The sequence below is a fragment of the Phenylobacterium sp. genome, from assembly GCF_044371015.1.
Classification (GTDB): domain Bacteria; phylum Pseudomonadota; class Alphaproteobacteria; order Caulobacterales; family Caulobacteraceae; genus Phenylobacterium.
In genome coordinates, this window is record NZ_JBILUK010000018.1 from 1 (window position 1) to 16,001 (window position 16,001).

Genomic DNA, 16,001 nt, shown 5'->3' on the forward strand with positions numbered 1-16,001 from the left:
GCCACCCTACTGGCCATCCTCGACACCGAGATTTCGCCCGAGCTGGTGCCCGCCGACGCCAGCGGCGCCATCCAGTCGACCCAGGCCAAGGTGGGTCCCTACGAACTCCAGGATTTCAGCCTGTTTCACATCACCCGCTACGGCCTGCCGCCCTCAAAGGTGGCGTTCCTGGCCTGGCATGCCTGGCGCGACGCGCAGGCGGGGCTCTGGCCGCCGAACTTCCCGCCGGAGGCGCGAAACGCCTACGACCTGGCGACGATCAAGCGCTGGCTGGGCGTGTTCCTGTTCCGCTTCTTCGAGATCAGCCAGTTCAAGCGCTCGGCCGTGCCCAACGGGCCCAAGGTGATTTCCGGCGGCGCCCTCAGCCCCCGCGGCGACTGGCGGGCGCCGAGCGACGGTACGGCTCGGATCTGGCTGGATGAGCTTGAGGCCAACGTGCCTTAGGCGCGGGTATAGCCCCTAGCCCCGACGTCCAACGGCCGCCTCGGATGGATACCTTTCTCGGCCCCGGTCGAGCAGGGCGGCGACGACATCCTGCGGGCGATCCACCGAGACCCAGGCGTCCATGAACTCGGGCGGCGTCAGCCGTTCGTCGACGGTGTGCTGGAAGAGCTTGAACAATGGGTCCCAGAAATTTCGCGGGTTGTAGAACACCACCGGCTTGGCGTGCAGGCCCAGGCGCAGCCAGGAGAGCAATTCGACCACCTCTTCCAGCGTGCCGATGCCGCCGGGCAGGATAACGAAGCCGTCCGACCGCTGAAACATGAGCATTTTTCGCTCATGCATGTTGTCGACGATGATGTGCTCCACCGTCTCCAGCGCGCGTTCAGCGCCGACCAGAAAGGTGGGAATGATGCCGAGCACCTCGCCGCCCGCTTCGTGCGCCGAACGCGCCACCGCGCCCATCAGGCCGACGCCGCCGCCGCCATAGACCAGCCGGATCCGGGAATCGGCGAGGGCTTTGCCGACCGCGCGGGCGGCCGCCAGGAAGGCCGGATCGGCCTCATCGGACGAACCGCAGAACACGCAGGCCGATTCCAACCGTTGGTTCCTGCGCGGCATCCCTTAAGCTCTCCACAGTTCTCCGGCCCGGCCGCGTTTCGGCGTGGCGTGTTCGGAAGGGTCGGGGCTTCGGGGGCGACAGGCAAGCGATGATTTGGTCCAGAGCGACTGGCCGTTCAGGAGACTTGGCGTCTTGAGCCACGTTCACGTCGCACACGGCCGATTCAGCGGCCCCGGGGCGGTCGAGCCCGACGGCGCGCGGTTCTCGTTCTGGGGCTCGATGCGCGACCTGGCGGCGCTGGTCATGCGTTCGGGCGCGCCACAGCTGCGGCTGCGAATTGCGGCAGCCCTGGTGCTGGTGGTGGCGGGCAAGCTGGGCGGTGTTCTGGCGCCGGTGATGCTGGGCGATGCGATCAACACCCTCGCGCCTGCGGCGCAGGGCGGCGTGGTCGTGGGTGGCGCGTTCATCGGCCTGGTGCTGGCTTTTGCGGGCCTCAGGCTCGGCGCGGCCTGTGCGCCGTTCGCCCGCGATGCGATCTTCACCCGGGTCTCGCAATCGACCATGGCGCGTGCGGCGGTGGAGAGCTTCGGCCACGCGCTCTCGCTCTCGATGGATTTCCACCAGGGCAAGCAGAGCGGAACCCTGGCTCGGGTCATCGACCGGGGCGCGCGCTCCACCGATTTCCTGATCCGGAGCCTGGTGTTCAGCCTCGGTCCGACCTTCATCGAACTGATCTTGGCGATGATCGTGATGACCGTCCGTCTGGACTGGCGCTTCGCCGCGACGGCCTTCGCGACCCTGGTGATCTACGCCGTGATCACCTTCCGGATCACCGACTGGCGATTGTCGCACCGTCGGGAGCTCAACGAGACGGAAAACCGCGCCGCAGGCCAGCTCACCGACGCGCTGATGAACTATGAGACGCTGAAGGCCTTCGGCGCTGAAGGCCGTCTGACCGACGCCTATGGCCATGCGATGTCGCGTTATGTCGACGCCAGCTCCAAGGCCAATGGCTCTCTCAATCTGCTGAACGCCGCTCAGGCTCTGATCCTGAACGTGGGATTGGCGGCCATGACCGTGCTTTCGGGCATGGGCGTGGCGGGCGGCACGCTCTCCATCGGCGATATCACCATGGCGGTATTCCTGCTCTCGGGCCTCTACGCGCCGCTCGGCATGCTGGGGTTCCAGTACCGAGAGATCCGCCAGGGCCTGATCGACATGGAGCAGATGGTGGCGCTGCGTGCGCTGGAGCCCGGAATCGTCGAGGCGGCGGACGCCGCGCCGCTGCCCCCGGCCAGCGGGCAGGGCGCTTCACTGGCCTTCGAGGCCGTCGGTTTCAGGCATGATGCGCGCTCGTCGGGTCTGTTGGACGTGAGCTTCGAGGCGGCGCCCGGCCAGACCGTGGCCCTGGTCGGCCCGTCCGGCGCGGGGAAGACCACAGTGGTCCGCCTGGCCATGCGCGTGCTGGACCCGAAGGAGGGCGGCATCCGCCTGGATGGGGTGGATTTGCGGGCGGTGCGGTTGGGCGACCTTCGACGGGCGGTGGCGCTGGTGCCGCAGGATGTGGCGCTGTTCAACGACACCCTGGGCGCCAACATCGGATTCGCCCGACCCGACGCCTCCGCGGCGGAGATCCGCGCGGCGGCCGAGGCGGCTGAACTCGGCGGTTTCATCGATGGCCTGCCGAACGGACTCCAGACCCGGGTGGGCGAGCGCGGCCTGAAGCTCTCCGGCGGCGAGCGTCAGCGGGTGGGCATCGCCCGCGCCCTGTTGGCGGATCCGCGCCTGCTGATCCTGGACGAGGCGACCAGCGCGCTGGACGGTCCCACCGAGGCGGCCATTCAGGAGACGCTCAAGAAGGCGCGCGCCGGGCGCACCACTCTGGTGATCGCCCACCGCCTCTCGACAATCGCCGACGCCGACCAGATCCTGGTGCTGCGGCGGGGATCGATCGCCGAACGTGGAACGCACGCCGAGCTTCTGGCGGCCGGCGGGGAGTATGCGCGGCTGTGGCAGCGACAGACTCGGGGCGCGGCTAGAGCCAAATAGGTCCGGCCGATCTACTCCGCGGCCTCCGGTATGTCGTTGGCGCGCACCGGCGTCGGGTCGCGGCGCCGCGGCTTGCGCGGACCGATGGTATGGTCGCGGATCCAGCCGAAGCGGCGGGAATAGACCTTCGGCGCAGCCAGCATCACCGGCGTCAGGATAAGCGTCAGCAGGGTCGCGAACGAGAGGCCCCAGACCACCGAAGCGGAGAGCTGGACCCACCACTCCGAGCCCGGCGCCTTGAATTCGATATGCGCGGTGTGGAAGTTGGGATGCACCTGGAACATCAGCGGCAAGAGGCCCACCACCGTCACCAACGTGGTCAGGATCACCGGCCGGAAACGCTGCGCCGCCGCGCGGACGGCGGCTTCATCGGCCGCGTAACCAGCCTGTCGCAGATGGTAGAAGGTGTCGACCAGCACGATGTTGTGGCCCACCACCACGCCGAACAGCGCCACAACGCCTGTGCCGGTCATGATGATTGAGATGTAGTCGAAGGTGCCGGCCAGGTTGACCTGAATGCCCAGCAACACGCCCACTGTGGACAGGATGACCGCCGAGAGGGTGACGAAGACGCCGTAGAAGCTGTTGAACTGCCAGAGCAGGATCACAAACATCATGAACAGCGCGGCCGCCATGGCGACCATGAAGAAGACCGCCGCCTCCTGGCCCTCCTCGTCGGCGCCGATGAACTTCCAGTTGATCGCCGGGTCGGTGAGGTTCTGTTCGAGCCATGGACGAAGCTCGGTGACCTTCTGGTTTCCGGCGACGCCCTCGATGGCGTTGGCCTGAATGATCACCAGCCGCTGGCCGTCCCGCCGCTGAATCTGGGTCACCTGCTGGGCGGGGACCCGCTTGATGACATAGCTGGCCGGAACGGCGCCTGAGGCCGTTGTGATCTTGAGTTTCTCAAGCGCCGCGACGTTCCGCGCCTCCGGTGGGAATCGAACCCGGATGTCGAGTTCGTCTTCCGAGTCGTCCGGCCGGAAACGGCCCATCAGCACGCCGCCGGTGAGGAACTGGATGGTCTGTCCCACCGAAAGCACGTCGACGCCGTAGCGGCCCGCCGCTTCGCGGTCGACGATCAGGTTCCACTCGATGCCCGGCGAGGTGCGGTTGTCCTCCCGCTCCATCAACTGGCGATCCGCCGCCAGCTTTGCGGCGACCATGTCGGCCGCCCTGGCCAGGGCGGCAGGATCATGGCTGCGGATCTGCACCTGAACATCCTTGCCGACCGGCGGCCCGGCGTCGGGCGGTCGAACCTCGACCTGAAGGCCCGGAATGTCGGCCACACGCCGACGGACCTCCTCCTCGATATCCCAGCCGCGCAAGCCTAAAGCCTGACGGTCCTCGAACTCGAGGAAGTTGACGTAGATTCGGCCGACCGTATCGTTCGGGGCCGAATTGGGCCCGCCGTTGGCGGCGAATCCGCCCGAGCGTACGCTCATCGACTCCACGCCCTTGATGTTGAGCAGTCGGGCCTCGACCTGTTTGACAAGATCGTCCTGCGCCTCGGGCGAGAGATTGCCCCGCGCCTTGACGAAGACCGAAACCGTCTCCGGCTCGTCGCTGAAGAAGAACTCGGTGCGGTGCTGGGTCGAGCCGAACCACATGAAGATCGCCACCACGATCACGACTCCGGCGGCCATGGTCCGGGTCGGATGCTCGCCAAGCGTGGTCAGCATGCGGGCGTACCACCCCATGAAGCCTTTCATCTCGCGAGGATCGCCGTGCTCGGACTTCATGATCTCGGCGAGGTGCTCTTCATCGACCGCAGCCTTGCGCGCGACCAGCGAGCCCAGCGCCGGGATGAAGATCAGCGCCACGAAGATCGAGGCGCCCAGAACGAAGAACAGGGTCAGCGGCAGGAAGCTCATGAACTTCCCGGCGATCGAGTTCCAGAACATGAACGGCACGAAGGCGCAGAGGGTTGTCAGGGTGCCGTTCAACACCGGCCAGAACATGCGTTTGCCGGCCGCCTCGAACGCTTCGTCGCGCGGCTGACCCTCGGCCATCTTCCGGTCGGCGTACTCGACCACCACGATGCCGCCGTCGACCAGGATGCCAACCGCCAGCACCATGCCGAACATGACCATCATGTTCAGCGTCACGCCCATGCCATTGGCCATCAGGAAGGCGAGTAGGAAGCAGATCGGGATCGCCGCGCCGACGATCAGGCCCTGCCGGATGCCCAGGCTCGCGACGATGATCATCATCACCAGCAGGCTGGCCATGATCAGGCCGCTCTCCAGCACCACCAGGGTGCGGCCGATGAAGTCGCTCTCGTCGAAGACGTAGTCGAGCTTTACGGTTTCCGGCCAGCGCTTGGCGTCGGCCTCGGTGACCGCCTTCACCCGTGCGACGGTGTCCAGAATGTTGGCGCCGCCACGTTTGGAAACCTCCAGCACGAAGGCCGGCTGGCCGTTGAAGCGGCTGATCGAGCTCGGCTCCTTGAAGGTGCGGCGCACCTCGCCGATGTCGCCCACCGTCACCAGCCGATCGCCATTGCGCTTGATCGGCAGCGCCAGGATGTCTTCCGGTCGCTCGACAACGCCCGGCACCTTGATCGCGAACTGGCCGGAGCCGGATCGGAGATTGCCGGCGGGCACCAGCTGGTTATTGCGCCCGATGACCTGGCCCAGTTCGCCGGTGGTGACGCCATAGGCCTCCATTCGCAGCGGATCGACCGTGACCTCGAGCACCTCCTCCCGGCCGCCGGACATGAAGACTTCCAGCACCCCGTCCGTGACTTCCAGCCGCTCCTTGAGCTGCTGAGTGATCCGGAACAGCTCTCGCTCCGGCGCTGAGCCTGAGACCACGATCCCGAAGATCGGCTCCCCGGAGAAGTTCATCTCTTCGATGATCGGCTCTTCCGCGTCGGGCGGGAAACGTCCGCGCGCCAGGTCGACCTTGGCGCGGACGTCCTCGAGCGCCTTGGTCTTGTCGAAGTCGGCCTCGAACTCGAGCGTCACAACGGCGGCGTTCTGGCGCGCCACCGCGTTCATCGACTTGATGCCCTGGATGGTCTGGAGCTCGATCTCCATGGGCTTGACCAGCAGGCGCTCGGCGTCCTCGGGAGAAACCCCGGGGTAGGGAACCACCACCGAGATGTAGGGCAGGTCGATGTCCGGTTCGCTTTCGCGCGGCATCGAGAGATAGGCGAACAGGCCGAAAAGCGCGGCGATCAGGGTCACCCCCAGGACCACCTTACGGCGCTTGATGGCGCCCTCGATCAGAGACCCGACCATGCCGACCTCCCGTCCCGCCCCGGCCTAGCGGGCCTGGGCGACGCGCACTTTTTGGCCGTCGGCGACAAACGATTGCCCGACGGTGATGATGTTCACAGTACCGGAAAGTCCCGACACCCACAGACCCTCGGGCGTCTCCTCGAGCACCGTGACCGGGCTGAAGGCCGCGCGACCATCGGCCAGCACGTGGCGCACGCCCTGTCGGCCTTTGGCGTCGAGCACCAGGGACGAAACCGGGGCCAGGTGGGCGACGTCCACGCCGGTGTTGACGCGCAGTTCGGCCGAGAGGCCGGATCGTGTGCCGTTGCCGGAGTTGGGGATCACGACTTCCACCCGATAGGTCCGGGTCTGCGGATCGGCGTCGCGGGCGACAAAGCGCACCCGGCCGTTCAGCACCTGACCCGAAACCAGCCGGGCCTGCGCCGGGGCGCCGGCCTTGAGCCGGCCGGCTTCCGTCTCGGGCGCGTCGCCGACCACCAGAAGCGGATCGAGTTCGATCAGCGTTCCGCAGGGCTGGCCGGGCGACAGATAGGTCCCGACCTCGGCGTCGCGTCGGTCAAATACACCGGAGAAGGGCGCGCGGATCTCGACCTGGCGCAGGGCGATCTCGGCGACCCGCACGCCGGCCTGGGCCGCGTCGAGCGCGGCCTGGCTCTCCAGCACCTGGGTCTCCGAGCGATAGCCCTGCTCGGCGAGCCGGGCGGCCGCCTCGCGTTGCAGCTGACGTGCGCGGAGCGCGGCGCGCGCCTGATCGAGGCTGGCCTGGCGCGCATCCACCGCCAGGCGGCAGAGGATCTGACCCTGACGCACGAAACTGCCTTCGGCGGCCGGGACCGCTGCGACCACGCCGGCGGTCTCGGATCGGACCACCACGCTCCGCGCGGCTTCAGTGCGGCCGCGCATCACCACCTGCAATTCGCGCTGGACCGGCGTGCTGACCTTGGCCTGAACGGTGGGCGGGCCCGAGGGCGCGGCGGGGCCCTTGGCCTTCGCGTCCGGCCCTGCGCCGCCGAACACCGCGCCCAGCAGGAAGAACAGCACCAGCACGGCGACCACCGCGACGATGAACATGTACTGCGGTTTCAGGCGCATAGACTGATCATCCCCGATCTCTTTGGCGTTCGCATGTCTGCAACCAACACCTGTCGCTGTCGTCTCGCAGCTTGCGGCGGTTGTGCGGCCGACGCCGATTGCGTGCAAATGAAATCGCGGTCACATGCGGGCTCTAAGTTCGACACCCCAGCGAGCGCCGACGGGAGGCCCCATGAAGTACCTGCACACCATGGTCCGGGTGACCAACCTCGACGACTCACTCGCCTTTTACTGTGACAAGCTGGGGCTTAAGGAAGTCTCGCGGGTCGAAAACCCGTTGGGGCGGTTCACCCTGGTGTTCCTCTGCGCGCCCGGCGATGAGGCCGCCGCTGCGGGCGGCGAAACGATCGTCAGCAGGTCGCCGCTGGTGGAGCTGACCTACAACTGGGATCCGGAAGACTACGGCGGCGGCCGCAATTTCGGCCATCTGGCCTATGCCGTGGACGACATCTACGCGACCTGCCAGCGCCTGATGGACGGCGGCGTGACGATCAGCCGCCCGCCGCGCGACGGCCGCATGGCCTTCGTCCGCTCGCCGGACAACATCTCGGTGGAGCTGCTGCAGGCCGGTCCGGCGTTAGCGCCGGCCGAGCCGTGGGCGTCGATGCCGAACGTCGGGGTCTGGTAGGCGCTGGGAGAATTCTCGTGGCTCCCCGAGCAGGACTCGAACCTGCGACAAGTCGGTTAACAGCCGACTGCTCTACCAGCTGAGCTATCGGGGATCAGGCCAACGAGAGGGCGGGCCTATACGCCGGGCCGCCGGGTTTCGCAAGGCGTGCGACGCGCCTCGAAAAAAGAGCCCGGCGCGAGGCCGGGCTTTATGAAGTCGGTGTTGGTGGGGTGTCTTCATGGAAGACATCGAGGAGAGTCGGTTCTCGTGGTTAAGCTCGGGTAAACAGGCGCAGCGAGTTCCATCCGGCGGCGGCGAATCCGTCGATAAGGCGCGGGATGCGGATACATTTCACCGGGATCGCCGGCGCAGGGATGGCGGCGGCGGCGCTGATGATGCGCGAGGCGGGCCATCAGGTCAGCGGTTCGGACGCCGAGGCGTTCCCGCCGATGTCGACCTATGTGGAGGGCTTGGGCTTTCCGGTGGCCTGGCGATTCGCGGCCGGCAACCTGCCGCAAGGGCTGGATCGGTTGGTGCTGGGCGCCAGCGCCAAGCTGGGCGGCGAGGCCAATCCTGAGGTGATCGAGGCTCGGCGGCGCGGGGTGCAGGTCACAACCTTCCCGGAACTGGTGGGCGAGGCGACCGCGGGCCGGCGCAATACGGTGGTCGCCGGCTCATTCGGCAAGTCCACCTGCGCCGCGCTGATGGCCCATGTGCTGCGCGAGGCGGGCGTGGACGCCGGCTGGATGGTGGGGGCCATTTCGCCGTCGTTGCCGGACACCGGCCACTGGGGCGCGGCGCCTCAGGTGGTGCTGGAGGGTGACGAGTACATCGTCGGGCCGACCGACCGGCGCTCGAAGTTCGTGCTCTATCACCCGCAGGACGTGCTGCTGACCTCGCTGATCCACGACCATGTGAACGTGTTCCCGACCTTCGCCGCCTATGAGGCGCCGTTCCGCGAGCTGTTGCGCCTGGTCCCGCAGGATGGGCTGGTGACCGCGCGGGCGCACCCTGCGGTGCGGGCGGTGATCGGCGAAACCGGGGCTAAGGTGGTCTGGTACGATACCGAGCCGGGCGCGGACGTCGACTGGTGGGCGCGGGATGTCGTGTTCGCAGAGCGCTCGCGGTTCATTCTGGTTGGTCCGGGGGGGCGTGAGGCGGCTCTGGAGACGGGGCTGCTCGGCGCGCACAACATCGAGAACATCGTCGGCGTCGGCGCCTATCTGCTGGAGCGCGAGCTGGTGGACGCAGCTGGGTTGGCGAACGGGGTGGCCAGTTTCCAGGGCATTCGACGGCGTCTCGACCGGCTGACGTCGCAGTCGCGCATCCCGCTGATCGAGGGGTTCGGCTCCTCCTATGAGAAGGCCCGCTCGGCGATCGACGCGATGGCGCTGCACTTTCCCGACCGACGTTTGACGGTGGTGTTCGAGCCGCACACCTTCTCCTGGCGGAATCGCGAGGCGCTCTCCTGGTACGACACGGTGTTTGAAGGCGTGGACCAGGTGCTCATCGCACCGCCGCCGCATCATGGCGAAGCCAGCCACGACCAGTCGAGCCTGTCGGAAATCCTGGCCCGCGTGCGCGCCGCGGGCGTCGCGGCGCATCCGGTTGAGACAGCCGAGGCGGCCGAGGCGGCGTTGTCCGGTCTCTCCGGTGATCAGGCGGTGCTGCTGCTCTCCTCCGGGCCGCTCCTCGGCCTGCCGGAGCGTCTGCCGGGGGTGTTTGAGCGACTGTACGGCTGACCCCGGGCTTTCGTGCGACGGTTATGTTGCAGTGCACAAAACGTCGTTGACTGCTGCAGTGCAACATGAGACAAGCGGCTGTGATCCGGGACCCAGAGTCCCACCGAACCGTCGATCCGTATCCAGCCCCCAGGAGCCCCCCATGGCCGCCGCCGACGCCGCGAAAAACACTGTCGAACAGTTCACCGCCGCCACCAACGTCGCCTTCAAGGACGGCGTTGAGAAGAGCCTGGCCGCGATGAACGAGATGAACGCTCACTCGAAGAAGAACCTGGAAGCCCTGGTCGCCTCGGCGACGGCTTCGGCCAAGGGCGCGGAAGCGCTGAGCGCGCAGGCGATGGCCTTCTCGAAGTCGATGTTCGAGACCAACGTGGCGGCCGCCAAGTCTCTGGCCGGCGCCAAGAGCGTGCAGGACGTGGTCGAACTGCAGACCAAGTTCGCCAAGTCGGCGATGGAAACCTACATGGCCGAATTCGCCAAGATGTCGGAGACGATGTCCTCGTCGGTGAAGGAGTCCATGAAGCCCCTCAACGAGCGCGTCACCGCCGCCGTCGAGAAGTTCCAGGCTTTCCGCTAAGCCTCAGGTTACAGTAGGCGTACGAACGAGGGTCGGTCCGCGAGGGCCGGCCCTTTTTCTTTGGTCGAGCCAGGGCTAGAGACACACCATGTCCAGTCCTGAAGACCGCCTGGCCGCGCTCGGCCTGACGCTTCCGACGCCCAACGCGCCGGTCGCCAACTATGTGCCGTTCGTCCGTGTCGGCGATCTCGTCCACATCTCGGGCCAGGTGTCGGTCGACGCCTCGGGCGGGATCCGCGGCGTGGTCGGCGAGGACGTCGACTTCGACACCGCCGTGAAGGCCGCGCGGATCTGCGCGGTGAACCTCATGGCCCAGATGAAGGCCGCTTGCGACGGCGACCTCTCCCGGCTGGTCCGGGTGGTGAAGTTGGGCGGCTTCGTCCAGGCGGGGCCGGCGTTCTTCGACATACCCAAGGTGGTCAACGGCTGTTCCGATCTGATGGTCGAGGTGTTCGGGGATGCGGGCCGGCATGCCCGCTCGGCGGTGGGCGTCTATCGCCTGCCGATGAACTTCGCTGTCGAGGTGGACGCCGTGGTGCAGGTCCGGTGACGACCGACTTCGGCGAGGCCTGGGATCTGTTGTTCCACCCGCCGGTCGCCCATCGCGGCCTATGGCGGCCGGACGGCGCGCCGGAGAACTCGCTGGGGGCGTTTCAGGCCGCCTGCGCCGCCGGCTACGGCGTCGAACTGGACGTGCATCTCTCCGCCGACGGCGAGGCGATGGTGTTCCATGACAACAAGCTTGCCCGGATGACCGGCGCCGAGGGCCGCCTGCGAGACCGGACGGCCGCTGACCTGGGCGCTCTGAAGCTGGCCGGAACCGACGAGACCATTCCAACCCTGCGCGAGGCGCTGGTGGAGATCGGTCATCGGGCGATGGTGCACATCGAGCTCAAGATCCCGTTCGGCGAGGTGGGACCGCTGGAACGGCGGGTGCATGAGATCATCGCCGATCATGCGGGGCCGCTCTGCATCATCGGTTTCAATCCCTATTCGCACGCCTGGTTCGCGGATCGCTATCCGGGCGTGCTGCGCGGGTTGGACAGCTACAGCTGGGATCGGGCGCCGCATATGGCGGAGGATCAACGGCGTGCGTTCGCGGCGCTCGAGCATGTGGAGATCGCCAGGCCGCATTTCCTGGCCCTGGGACTCGACATGTTGCCCTCCGCGCGCGCCGCCGAAATGCGCGCCGAAGGGATGCCGGTGATCGCCTGGACGGTGCGCGAACCGGCCCAGTGGGAACGGGTGAAGGCAGGTTGCGACAACCTGATCTTCGAGGGGTTCGCCGCGTGACGTTGACTCCGGCGGTCCGCGTGGCCGGCCGCATCGCCGAGATCGGACGCGAGGCCTGGGACGCGTGCGCCGACAACCCTGACTATTCCGGCAATCCTTTCATTCGGTTCGACTTCTTGAACGCCCTTGAGGTGTCCGAGAGCGCCGTGGAGCGCACCGGCTGGGGGCCGCGCCACTTGGTGGTGGACGATGCGGCGGGCCGGGTGGCGGCGGTGATGCCGCTCTACATCAAGAGCCACAGCCAGGGAGAATACATCTTCGACCACGCCTGGGCCGACGCCTATGAGCGGGCGGGCGGGAGATACTATCCCAAGCTGCTGTCTGCGGCGCCTTTCGTGCCGGCGACGGGGCCGCGGCTCTTGGTCCGGTCGGACGTGGACCTCGATGAGGCGCGACGGCTGTTGCTTTCCGGCGGGCTGGCGTTTTGCGAGCGCATGGGCGCCTCGGGGCTCAACCTCAACTTCGTGACCGAGGACGAATGGCGCTGGCTGGGCGGGGAGGGGCTCGGCCTGCGCGAGGGCCAGCAATACCACTGGGAAAACCGGGGATACGCCGACTTCGAGGCGTTCCTGGCCGACCTGTCATCGGGGCGGCGCAAGACCATCCGCCGGGAGCGGCGTGACGCGCAGGCCGACGTCGAGGTGCTCACGCTCACGGGCGCAGACATCACCGAGGATCACTGGGACGCCTTCTTCCAGTTCTATATGGACACCGGCGCGCGCAAGTGGGGCCGGCCCTATCTGACCCGGGCGTTCTTTTCCGAGCTCGGCGCCAACATGTCCGACCGGGTGCTGCTGGTGATGGCGCGACGGAGCGGGCGGTGGATCGCTGGCGCACTCAATCTGATCGGCGGGGATTGTCTCTACGGTCGCCATTGGGGCTGCGTGGAGGACGTGCCGTTCCTGCATTTCGAGCTCTGCTACTATCAGGCGATCGAGTGGGCGATCGACCACGGCCTGGCGCGGGTCGAGGCTGGCGCCCAGGGCCAGCACAAGATCGCGCGCGGTTATTTGCCCAGGCCGGTCTACTCCGCCCACTGGATCGCCGACCCCAGGCTGCGAGAGCCGGTCATGCGTTTCCTGGAACAGGAGCGGGCAGCCGTGGACCAGGAGATGGAGTGGCTGGAAGAGGCGTTCTCGCCGTTCCGGCAAGGCTGATCGGACGACTGTTTCGCCCTGCCGACGGATTTGATACGGCGCCGCTACGACCAAGGAGCGATCCATGAGCCTCGACGGAACCTACGACAGCGCCAACATCTTCGCGAAGATCCTGCGCGGCGAGGCGCCCTGCGCCAAGGTCTGGGAAGACGACCACGTCCTGGCCTTCATGGACGTGTTTCCGCAGTCCCGCGGCCACACCCTGGTGATCCCCAAAGGCTCGACGGCGCGCAATCTCCTCGAAGAGACTCCGGAGCGGCTCGCGGCGCTGATGGTGCGGGTGCAGAAGGTGGCGCAGGCGGTGCGCGCGGCGTTGAATCCCGACGGCGTCGTGATCACCCAGTTCAACGGCGCGCCCGCGGGACAGACCGTGTTTCACCTGCATGTGCACATCATCCCGCGCTGGGCGGATCAGCCGCTCGGCCGGCACGGCGGGGGGCAGATGGCGGATATGGCCGAACTGCAGGACCTCGCCGCCCGGATCTCCGCCCGGATCGAATGAGGGCTACTCCCCGGCCTCGGCGCGCGCGGCGCGGGCCTTGGCCAGCTCGCGCAGGTTATCCTCGTGGCCCTCGCGGGTGAGCCTGTAGGTAGCCATGACCGCGATCATCGCCATCCAGATGGTGAGGATGGTGGGCACATAGAGCGCGCCGAAGCGCCACAGGGTCTCGTCGGTGACCTGGTCCGGCGATGCGCCGGTCGGGAATCCGGACAACGACAGTACGAAGCCTGCGGCGATCACGCCGATGCCCTGGACCGTCTTCCGGATGAAGGTGGAGGCGGCGAAAAACAGGCCCTCGGACCGGCGGCCCGTGCGCAGCTCGGCCTGCTCCACCAGATCGGCCAGCATCGAGGACGAGAGGATCTGGAAGCAGATGATCAGGCCGGTGTCGATCATCGTGGTGAGAACCACGATCGGGAAGTTGAAGTTGGGATCATCCGGCAGGACGCCGAAAAGCTTGAGCGTCACCGGCAGCGGTGCGCCCAGGAAGGCCACGAGGCCGATGATGATCGCGCCCCGCTTCTTGCCCAGGGTCCGGGTGATGTAGGGCGCCATCACCGAACCGATGATCGCGGAGCCGAAGACGCTGACCGTGATCCACCCGATCTGTTGCGGCGTGAAGCCCCAGAAATAGATGCTGAAATAGAAGGCCAGGGCGGCGGAGAGACCGGTTGCGATGGCGCCCAGCAGGGCGGCGAAGAACAGCGAGGCGAATTCGCGGTTGACCAGGGTTTCCAGGATCTCCTTGAAGATGGTGCCCAACGACATCTGGCGCTTGGGCGGCGGCGGCTTGAGGTGCGGAATGCGCGAGTGCGTGCCGCCCGCCGACACCATGATGGCGATGAAGATCAGCACCGAGGCGATGATCCCGTAGAGCTCGTAAGCATCGCGGTTGAAACGGCCGTCCTGGATGGTCGCCGTTACGAACATCGGGAACAGCGCCATGAACATCAGCACCGACATGACGTTCCCGCCGGTCCAGCCGAAGTAGAACCGGAAGCTGAGCAGCGAACTCCGCTGGTCGTAGTCCTCGGTGAGCTCAGGCGCGAGGGCGGAGCTCGGCGTTTCATAGAAGGTGATGAAGGTGCGGATCAGCACCGCCATCACCAGCAGGTAGACGAACAGGGCCTCGTCCGACCAGCCCTGGGGCGGGTTCCACATCAGGAAGTAGGTGGCCGCCACCGGGATTGCGGACGCGTACATGAACGGGTGGCGACGGCCGAGGCGCGAGCGCAGGTTGTCCGACCAGTAGCCGACGATGGGGTCGCTGATGGCGTCGAGCACCAGGGCGGTGGTGATCGCCAAGCCTACGAGGCGGGCGTCGACGCCGATGACCTGACTGTAGAAGAGCAGCAGAAAGTAGTTGAATCCATTGTCTTTCACGCCGAAGGCGACAGACCCGAAGCCATAGGCGAGTTTTGTCGCGAAGCTGGGCGGAGGCGGCGAGGTGGTCGCGGCGCTGGCGTCGGTCATCTGGCGGCGTTTCTTCCCTGCAGCCGGTGAACCCGGCCTTGGGCGCATCATTCGGGACAATCGAAGCCGCTGTAAACCGCTTACCGATCGGTCAGCCTGTCGCGCCCGTCAGATCATGCTCAGAGATCATGCGATCAAACTCCAGGATGCTGCGCTGAAGGTCGATCATCGTCGCCGGCGCGATGTTGATGTCGTTGGACCTGAGTGTCAGCGCGCCACTCTCGAACATCACCAGCTGGCCGTTCAGAAGTTCGCGGAGTTCCATCCATCGGGCCACGACCGGATCCAGGGGCGGGGTCATGAGGACTGCAGCTTGCGGATGCAGGCTCGCAACAGCGACGCTCGCGCCTGGGTGATTTCGGCGCTGTTCAATTCTTCCATCGCGCCTTCCAGCGGCCGGCCCATGTGGCGCGACCCGAGCTTCCAGATTTCCGAGCGGACCTCCGCATCGCTGACGACGGCGCCGCGAAACCAGGAGGCAAGGCTCACCGGGCGCCGCGCTTGGGTCCGCCGACCGGTTTGGGCGTCGTAGCCATCGCGTCAGACAGGAACGAGCGCGTCACGGTCTCCACCTTGGCTTTCGGCTGCTTGGGCTTGCGGACTTCGCGGTTGGATCGCTTCTGGGCCTTGGCCATGGCGAGTTTGCTCTCTGTTGAGGTTGGGGAGATGAACGGGGATCAGTCCGGCGCGCCAGGCTGGCGCGGTCTCGGCGCCATGCCTTGCTCGCTCAGCAGCGCCAGCTCGCGCCACCGGATGGCGGCGCGCTCGTGGACTTCGCGGACCCGATCAAGCGATGTGGCCGCGGCGCGGGCCGCCGCGTCGATCGCCCGGTTATAGTATTCGGCCGCCAGGACCTCGCGCTTCAGCATCAGACGCTCTGGCCGGAGGCGAGGGGATTGGGCGGTCGCGCGGCGATGCGGCCGTGCAGGCGCTCGTGGGCCTGACGGAGGCGTTCAACCTCGGCCGAGAGTGCGGTGACATCGCTTTGAAGTTCGGCGTTGCGTCCGATGAGATAGGCGTTGTCGCGCATCAGCCGTGTGGTTTCGGAATCGACCGTGCTCATGACGCGCGCCTCCATCCGAAGAGGCCGGACAGGACGCGTAGCAACACCACGCTCAGCACCGCGAGTGCTGAGGCCGAAAACAGCCAGTTCATGTGGTTACCGAGTCGGCGCCGCGTCGGAATGGATCAACCGCTTGAGTGGCGGCACAGGCCCGACGGCGCAGACCTCTATATGGGGGCTCGGCGTGCGATTGCG

General features: G+C 66.9%; 17 protein-coding genes, 1 tRNA gene and 1 pseudogene. 9 read left to right on the forward strand and 10 right to left on the reverse strand.

Features of this window, described 5'->3' with window-relative positions:
* Positions 1-444, forward strand: a pseudogene (gene nadE, locus ACIQ3R_RS02990) (NAD(+) synthase); the annotation flags it as partial.
* A 15-nt stretch (positions 445-459) separates the two neighbouring features.
* On the opposite strand, the gene ACIQ3R_RS02995 reads toward nadE, so the two are convergent.
* The gene (locus ACIQ3R_RS02995) at positions 460-1,062 is read right to left on the reverse strand and encodes a TIGR00730 family Rossman fold protein (RefSeq protein ID WP_397414926.1); all 603 of its coding nucleotides are present in this window, start codon (positions 1,060-1,062) and stop codon (positions 460-462) included.
* 133 nt (positions 1,063-1,195) lie between these two features.
* Between ACIQ3R_RS02995 and ACIQ3R_RS03000 the strand changes: the two genes are divergently transcribed.
* The gene (locus ACIQ3R_RS03000; RefSeq protein ID WP_397414928.1) at positions 1,196-3,052 is read left to right on the forward strand and encodes an ABCB family ABC transporter ATP-binding protein/permease; all 1,857 of its coding nucleotides are present in this window, start codon (positions 1,196-1,198) and stop codon (positions 3,050-3,052) included.
* 11 nt (positions 3,053-3,063) lie between these two features.
* On the opposite strand, the gene ACIQ3R_RS03005 is transcribed toward ACIQ3R_RS03000, so the two are convergent.
* Positions 3,064-6,297 (reverse strand): efflux RND transporter permease subunit, encoded by a 3,234-nt coding sequence (locus tag ACIQ3R_RS03005; protein ID WP_397414931.1) that lies wholly within the window; start codon positions 6,295-6,297, stop codon positions 3,064-3,066.
* Positions 6,298-6,321: 24 nt separating this feature from the next.
* Positions 6,322-7,389 carry an efflux RND transporter periplasmic adaptor subunit gene (locus ACIQ3R_RS03010; protein ID WP_397414933.1) on the reverse strand — a complete coding sequence of 356 codons (1,068 nt, stop codon included), beginning with the start codon at positions 7,387-7,389 and terminating at the stop codon, positions 6,322-6,324.
* A 172-nt stretch (positions 7,390-7,561) separates the two neighbouring features.
* Between ACIQ3R_RS03010 and ACIQ3R_RS03015 the strand changes: the two genes are divergently transcribed.
* Positions 7,562-8,017 (forward strand): VOC family protein, encoded by a 456-nt coding sequence (locus ACIQ3R_RS03015; RefSeq protein WP_397414935.1) that lies wholly within the window; start codon positions 7,562-7,564, stop codon positions 8,015-8,017.
* An 18-nt stretch (positions 8,018-8,035) separates the two neighbouring features.
* On the opposite strand, the gene ACIQ3R_RS03020 is transcribed toward ACIQ3R_RS03015, so the two are convergent.
* Positions 8,036-8,111, reverse strand: a tRNA-Asn gene (locus ACIQ3R_RS03020).
* 226 nt (positions 8,112-8,337) lie between these two features.
* Between ACIQ3R_RS03020 and ACIQ3R_RS03025 the strand changes: the two genes are divergently transcribed.
* The 6 genes from ACIQ3R_RS03025 (at position 8,338) to ACIQ3R_RS03050 (ending at position 13,270) form a co-directional block, all read left to right on the forward strand.
* A complete protein-coding gene (locus ACIQ3R_RS03025; protein ID WP_397414937.1) occupies positions 8,338-9,741 on the forward strand; it encodes a Mur ligase domain-containing protein in 1,404 nt (467 codons plus the stop codon).
* Between the two features lie 142 nt (positions 9,742-9,883).
* Positions 9,884-10,318: a phasin family protein gene (locus tag ACIQ3R_RS03030; protein WP_397414940.1), complete on the forward strand. Its 435-nt coding sequence runs from the start codon at positions 9,884-9,886 to the stop codon at positions 10,316-10,318.
* A gap of 88 nt (positions 10,319-10,406) precedes the next feature.
* Entirely contained in the window at positions 10,407-10,868 is a 462-nt protein-coding gene (locus ACIQ3R_RS03035; RefSeq protein WP_397414942.1) for a RidA family protein, read from the forward strand.
* Positions 10,865-11,611: a glycerophosphodiester phosphodiesterase gene (locus ACIQ3R_RS03040; RefSeq protein ID WP_397414944.1), complete on the forward strand. Its 747-nt coding sequence runs from the start codon at positions 10,865-10,867 to the stop codon at positions 11,609-11,611. The genes ACIQ3R_RS03035 and ACIQ3R_RS03040 overlap by 4 nt, the downstream gene beginning before the upstream one ends.
* A complete protein-coding gene (locus ACIQ3R_RS03045) occupies positions 11,608-12,768 on the forward strand; it encodes a GNAT family N-acetyltransferase (protein ID WP_397414946.1) in 1,161 nt (386 codons plus the stop codon). The genes ACIQ3R_RS03040 and ACIQ3R_RS03045 overlap by 4 nt, the downstream gene beginning before the upstream one ends.
* Positions 12,769-12,832: 64 nt before the next feature.
* Positions 12,833-13,270: an HIT family protein gene (locus ACIQ3R_RS03050; RefSeq protein WP_397414948.1), complete on the forward strand. Its 438-nt coding sequence runs from the start codon at positions 12,833-12,835 to the stop codon at positions 13,268-13,270.
* Between the two features lie 3 nt (positions 13,271-13,273).
* Here ACIQ3R_RS03050 and ACIQ3R_RS03055 read toward each other — a convergent pair whose 3' ends face one another.
* From ACIQ3R_RS03055 to ACIQ3R_RS03080, 6 genes are all read right to left on the reverse strand, one after another.
* A complete protein-coding gene (locus ACIQ3R_RS03055; RefSeq protein WP_397414950.1) occupies positions 13,274-14,743 on the reverse strand; it encodes an MFS transporter in 1,470 nt (489 codons plus the stop codon).
* A gap of 91 nt (positions 14,744-14,834) precedes the next feature.
* On the reverse strand, positions 14,835-15,044 hold the full coding sequence (locus ACIQ3R_RS03060) for a hypothetical protein (protein WP_397414952.1): 210 nt from the start codon (positions 15,042-15,044) through the stop codon (positions 14,835-14,837).
* Positions 15,041-15,232: a hypothetical protein gene (locus ACIQ3R_RS03065; RefSeq protein WP_397414954.1), complete on the reverse strand. Its 192-nt coding sequence runs from the start codon at positions 15,230-15,232 to the stop codon at positions 15,041-15,043. The genes ACIQ3R_RS03060 and ACIQ3R_RS03065 overlap by 4 nt, the downstream gene beginning before the upstream one ends.
* On the reverse strand, positions 15,229-15,378 hold the full coding sequence (locus tag ACIQ3R_RS03070) for a hypothetical protein (RefSeq protein ID WP_397414956.1): 150 nt from the start codon (positions 15,376-15,378) through the stop codon (positions 15,229-15,231). The genes ACIQ3R_RS03065 and ACIQ3R_RS03070 overlap by 4 nt, the downstream gene beginning before the upstream one ends.
* A gap of 42 nt (positions 15,379-15,420) precedes the next feature.
* Positions 15,421-15,612 (reverse strand): hypothetical protein, encoded by a 192-nt coding sequence (locus tag ACIQ3R_RS03075; protein WP_397414958.1) that lies wholly within the window; start codon positions 15,610-15,612, stop codon positions 15,421-15,423.
* Complete coding sequence (locus ACIQ3R_RS03080) at positions 15,612-15,806, reverse strand: hypothetical protein (protein ID WP_397414961.1); 195 nt, start codon at positions 15,804-15,806, stop codon at positions 15,612-15,614. Before ACIQ3R_RS03080 ends, ACIQ3R_RS03075 begins: the two co-directional genes overlap by 1 nt.
* Positions 15,807-16,001 lie beyond the last annotated feature (195 nt).

Coding starts and splice junctions, on each gene's coding strand:
- ACIQ3R_RS03025 (WP_397414937.1), top strand. CDS start 8,338: ATGCGGATACATTTCACCGGGATCGCCGGCGCAGGGATGGCGGCGGCG.
- ACIQ3R_RS03075 (WP_397414958.1), bottom strand. CDS start 15,612: ATGCTGAAGCGCGAGGTCCTGGCGGCCGAATACTATAACCGGGCGATC.
- ACIQ3R_RS03055 (WP_397414950.1), bottom strand. CDS start 14,743: ATGACCGACGCCAGCGCCGCGACCACCTCGCCGCCTCCGCCCAGCTTC.
- ACIQ3R_RS03060 (WP_397414952.1), bottom strand. CDS start 15,044: ATGACCCCGCCCCTGGATCCGGTCGTGGCCCGATGGATGGAACTCCGC.
- ACIQ3R_RS03030 (WP_397414940.1), top strand. CDS start 9,884: ATGGCCGCCGCCGACGCCGCGAAAAACACTGTCGAACAGTTCACCGCC.
- ACIQ3R_RS03005 (WP_397414931.1), bottom strand. CDS start 6,297: ATGGTCGGGTCTCTGATCGAGGGCGCCATCAAGCGCCGTAAGGTGGTC.
- ACIQ3R_RS03050 (WP_397414948.1), top strand. CDS start 12,833: ATGAGCCTCGACGGAACCTACGACAGCGCCAACATCTTCGCGAAGATC.
- ACIQ3R_RS03035 (WP_397414942.1), top strand. CDS start 10,407: ATGTCCAGTCCTGAAGACCGCCTGGCCGCGCTCGGCCTGACGCTTCCG.
- ACIQ3R_RS02995 (WP_397414926.1), bottom strand. CDS start 1,062: ATGCCGCGCAGGAACCAACGGTTGGAATCGGCCTGCGTGTTCTGCGGT.
- ACIQ3R_RS03080 (WP_397414961.1), bottom strand. CDS start 15,806: ATGAGCACGGTCGATTCCGAAACCACACGGCTGATGCGCGACAACGCC.
- ACIQ3R_RS03010 (WP_397414933.1), bottom strand. CDS start 7,389: ATGCGCCTGAAACCGCAGTACATGTTCATCGTCGCGGTGGTCGCCGTG.
- ACIQ3R_RS03070 (WP_397414956.1), bottom strand. CDS start 15,378: ATGGCCAAGGCCCAGAAGCGATCCAACCGCGAAGTCCGCAAGCCCAAG.
- ACIQ3R_RS03015 (WP_397414935.1), top strand. CDS start 7,562: ATGAAGTACCTGCACACCATGGTCCGGGTGACCAACCTCGACGACTCA.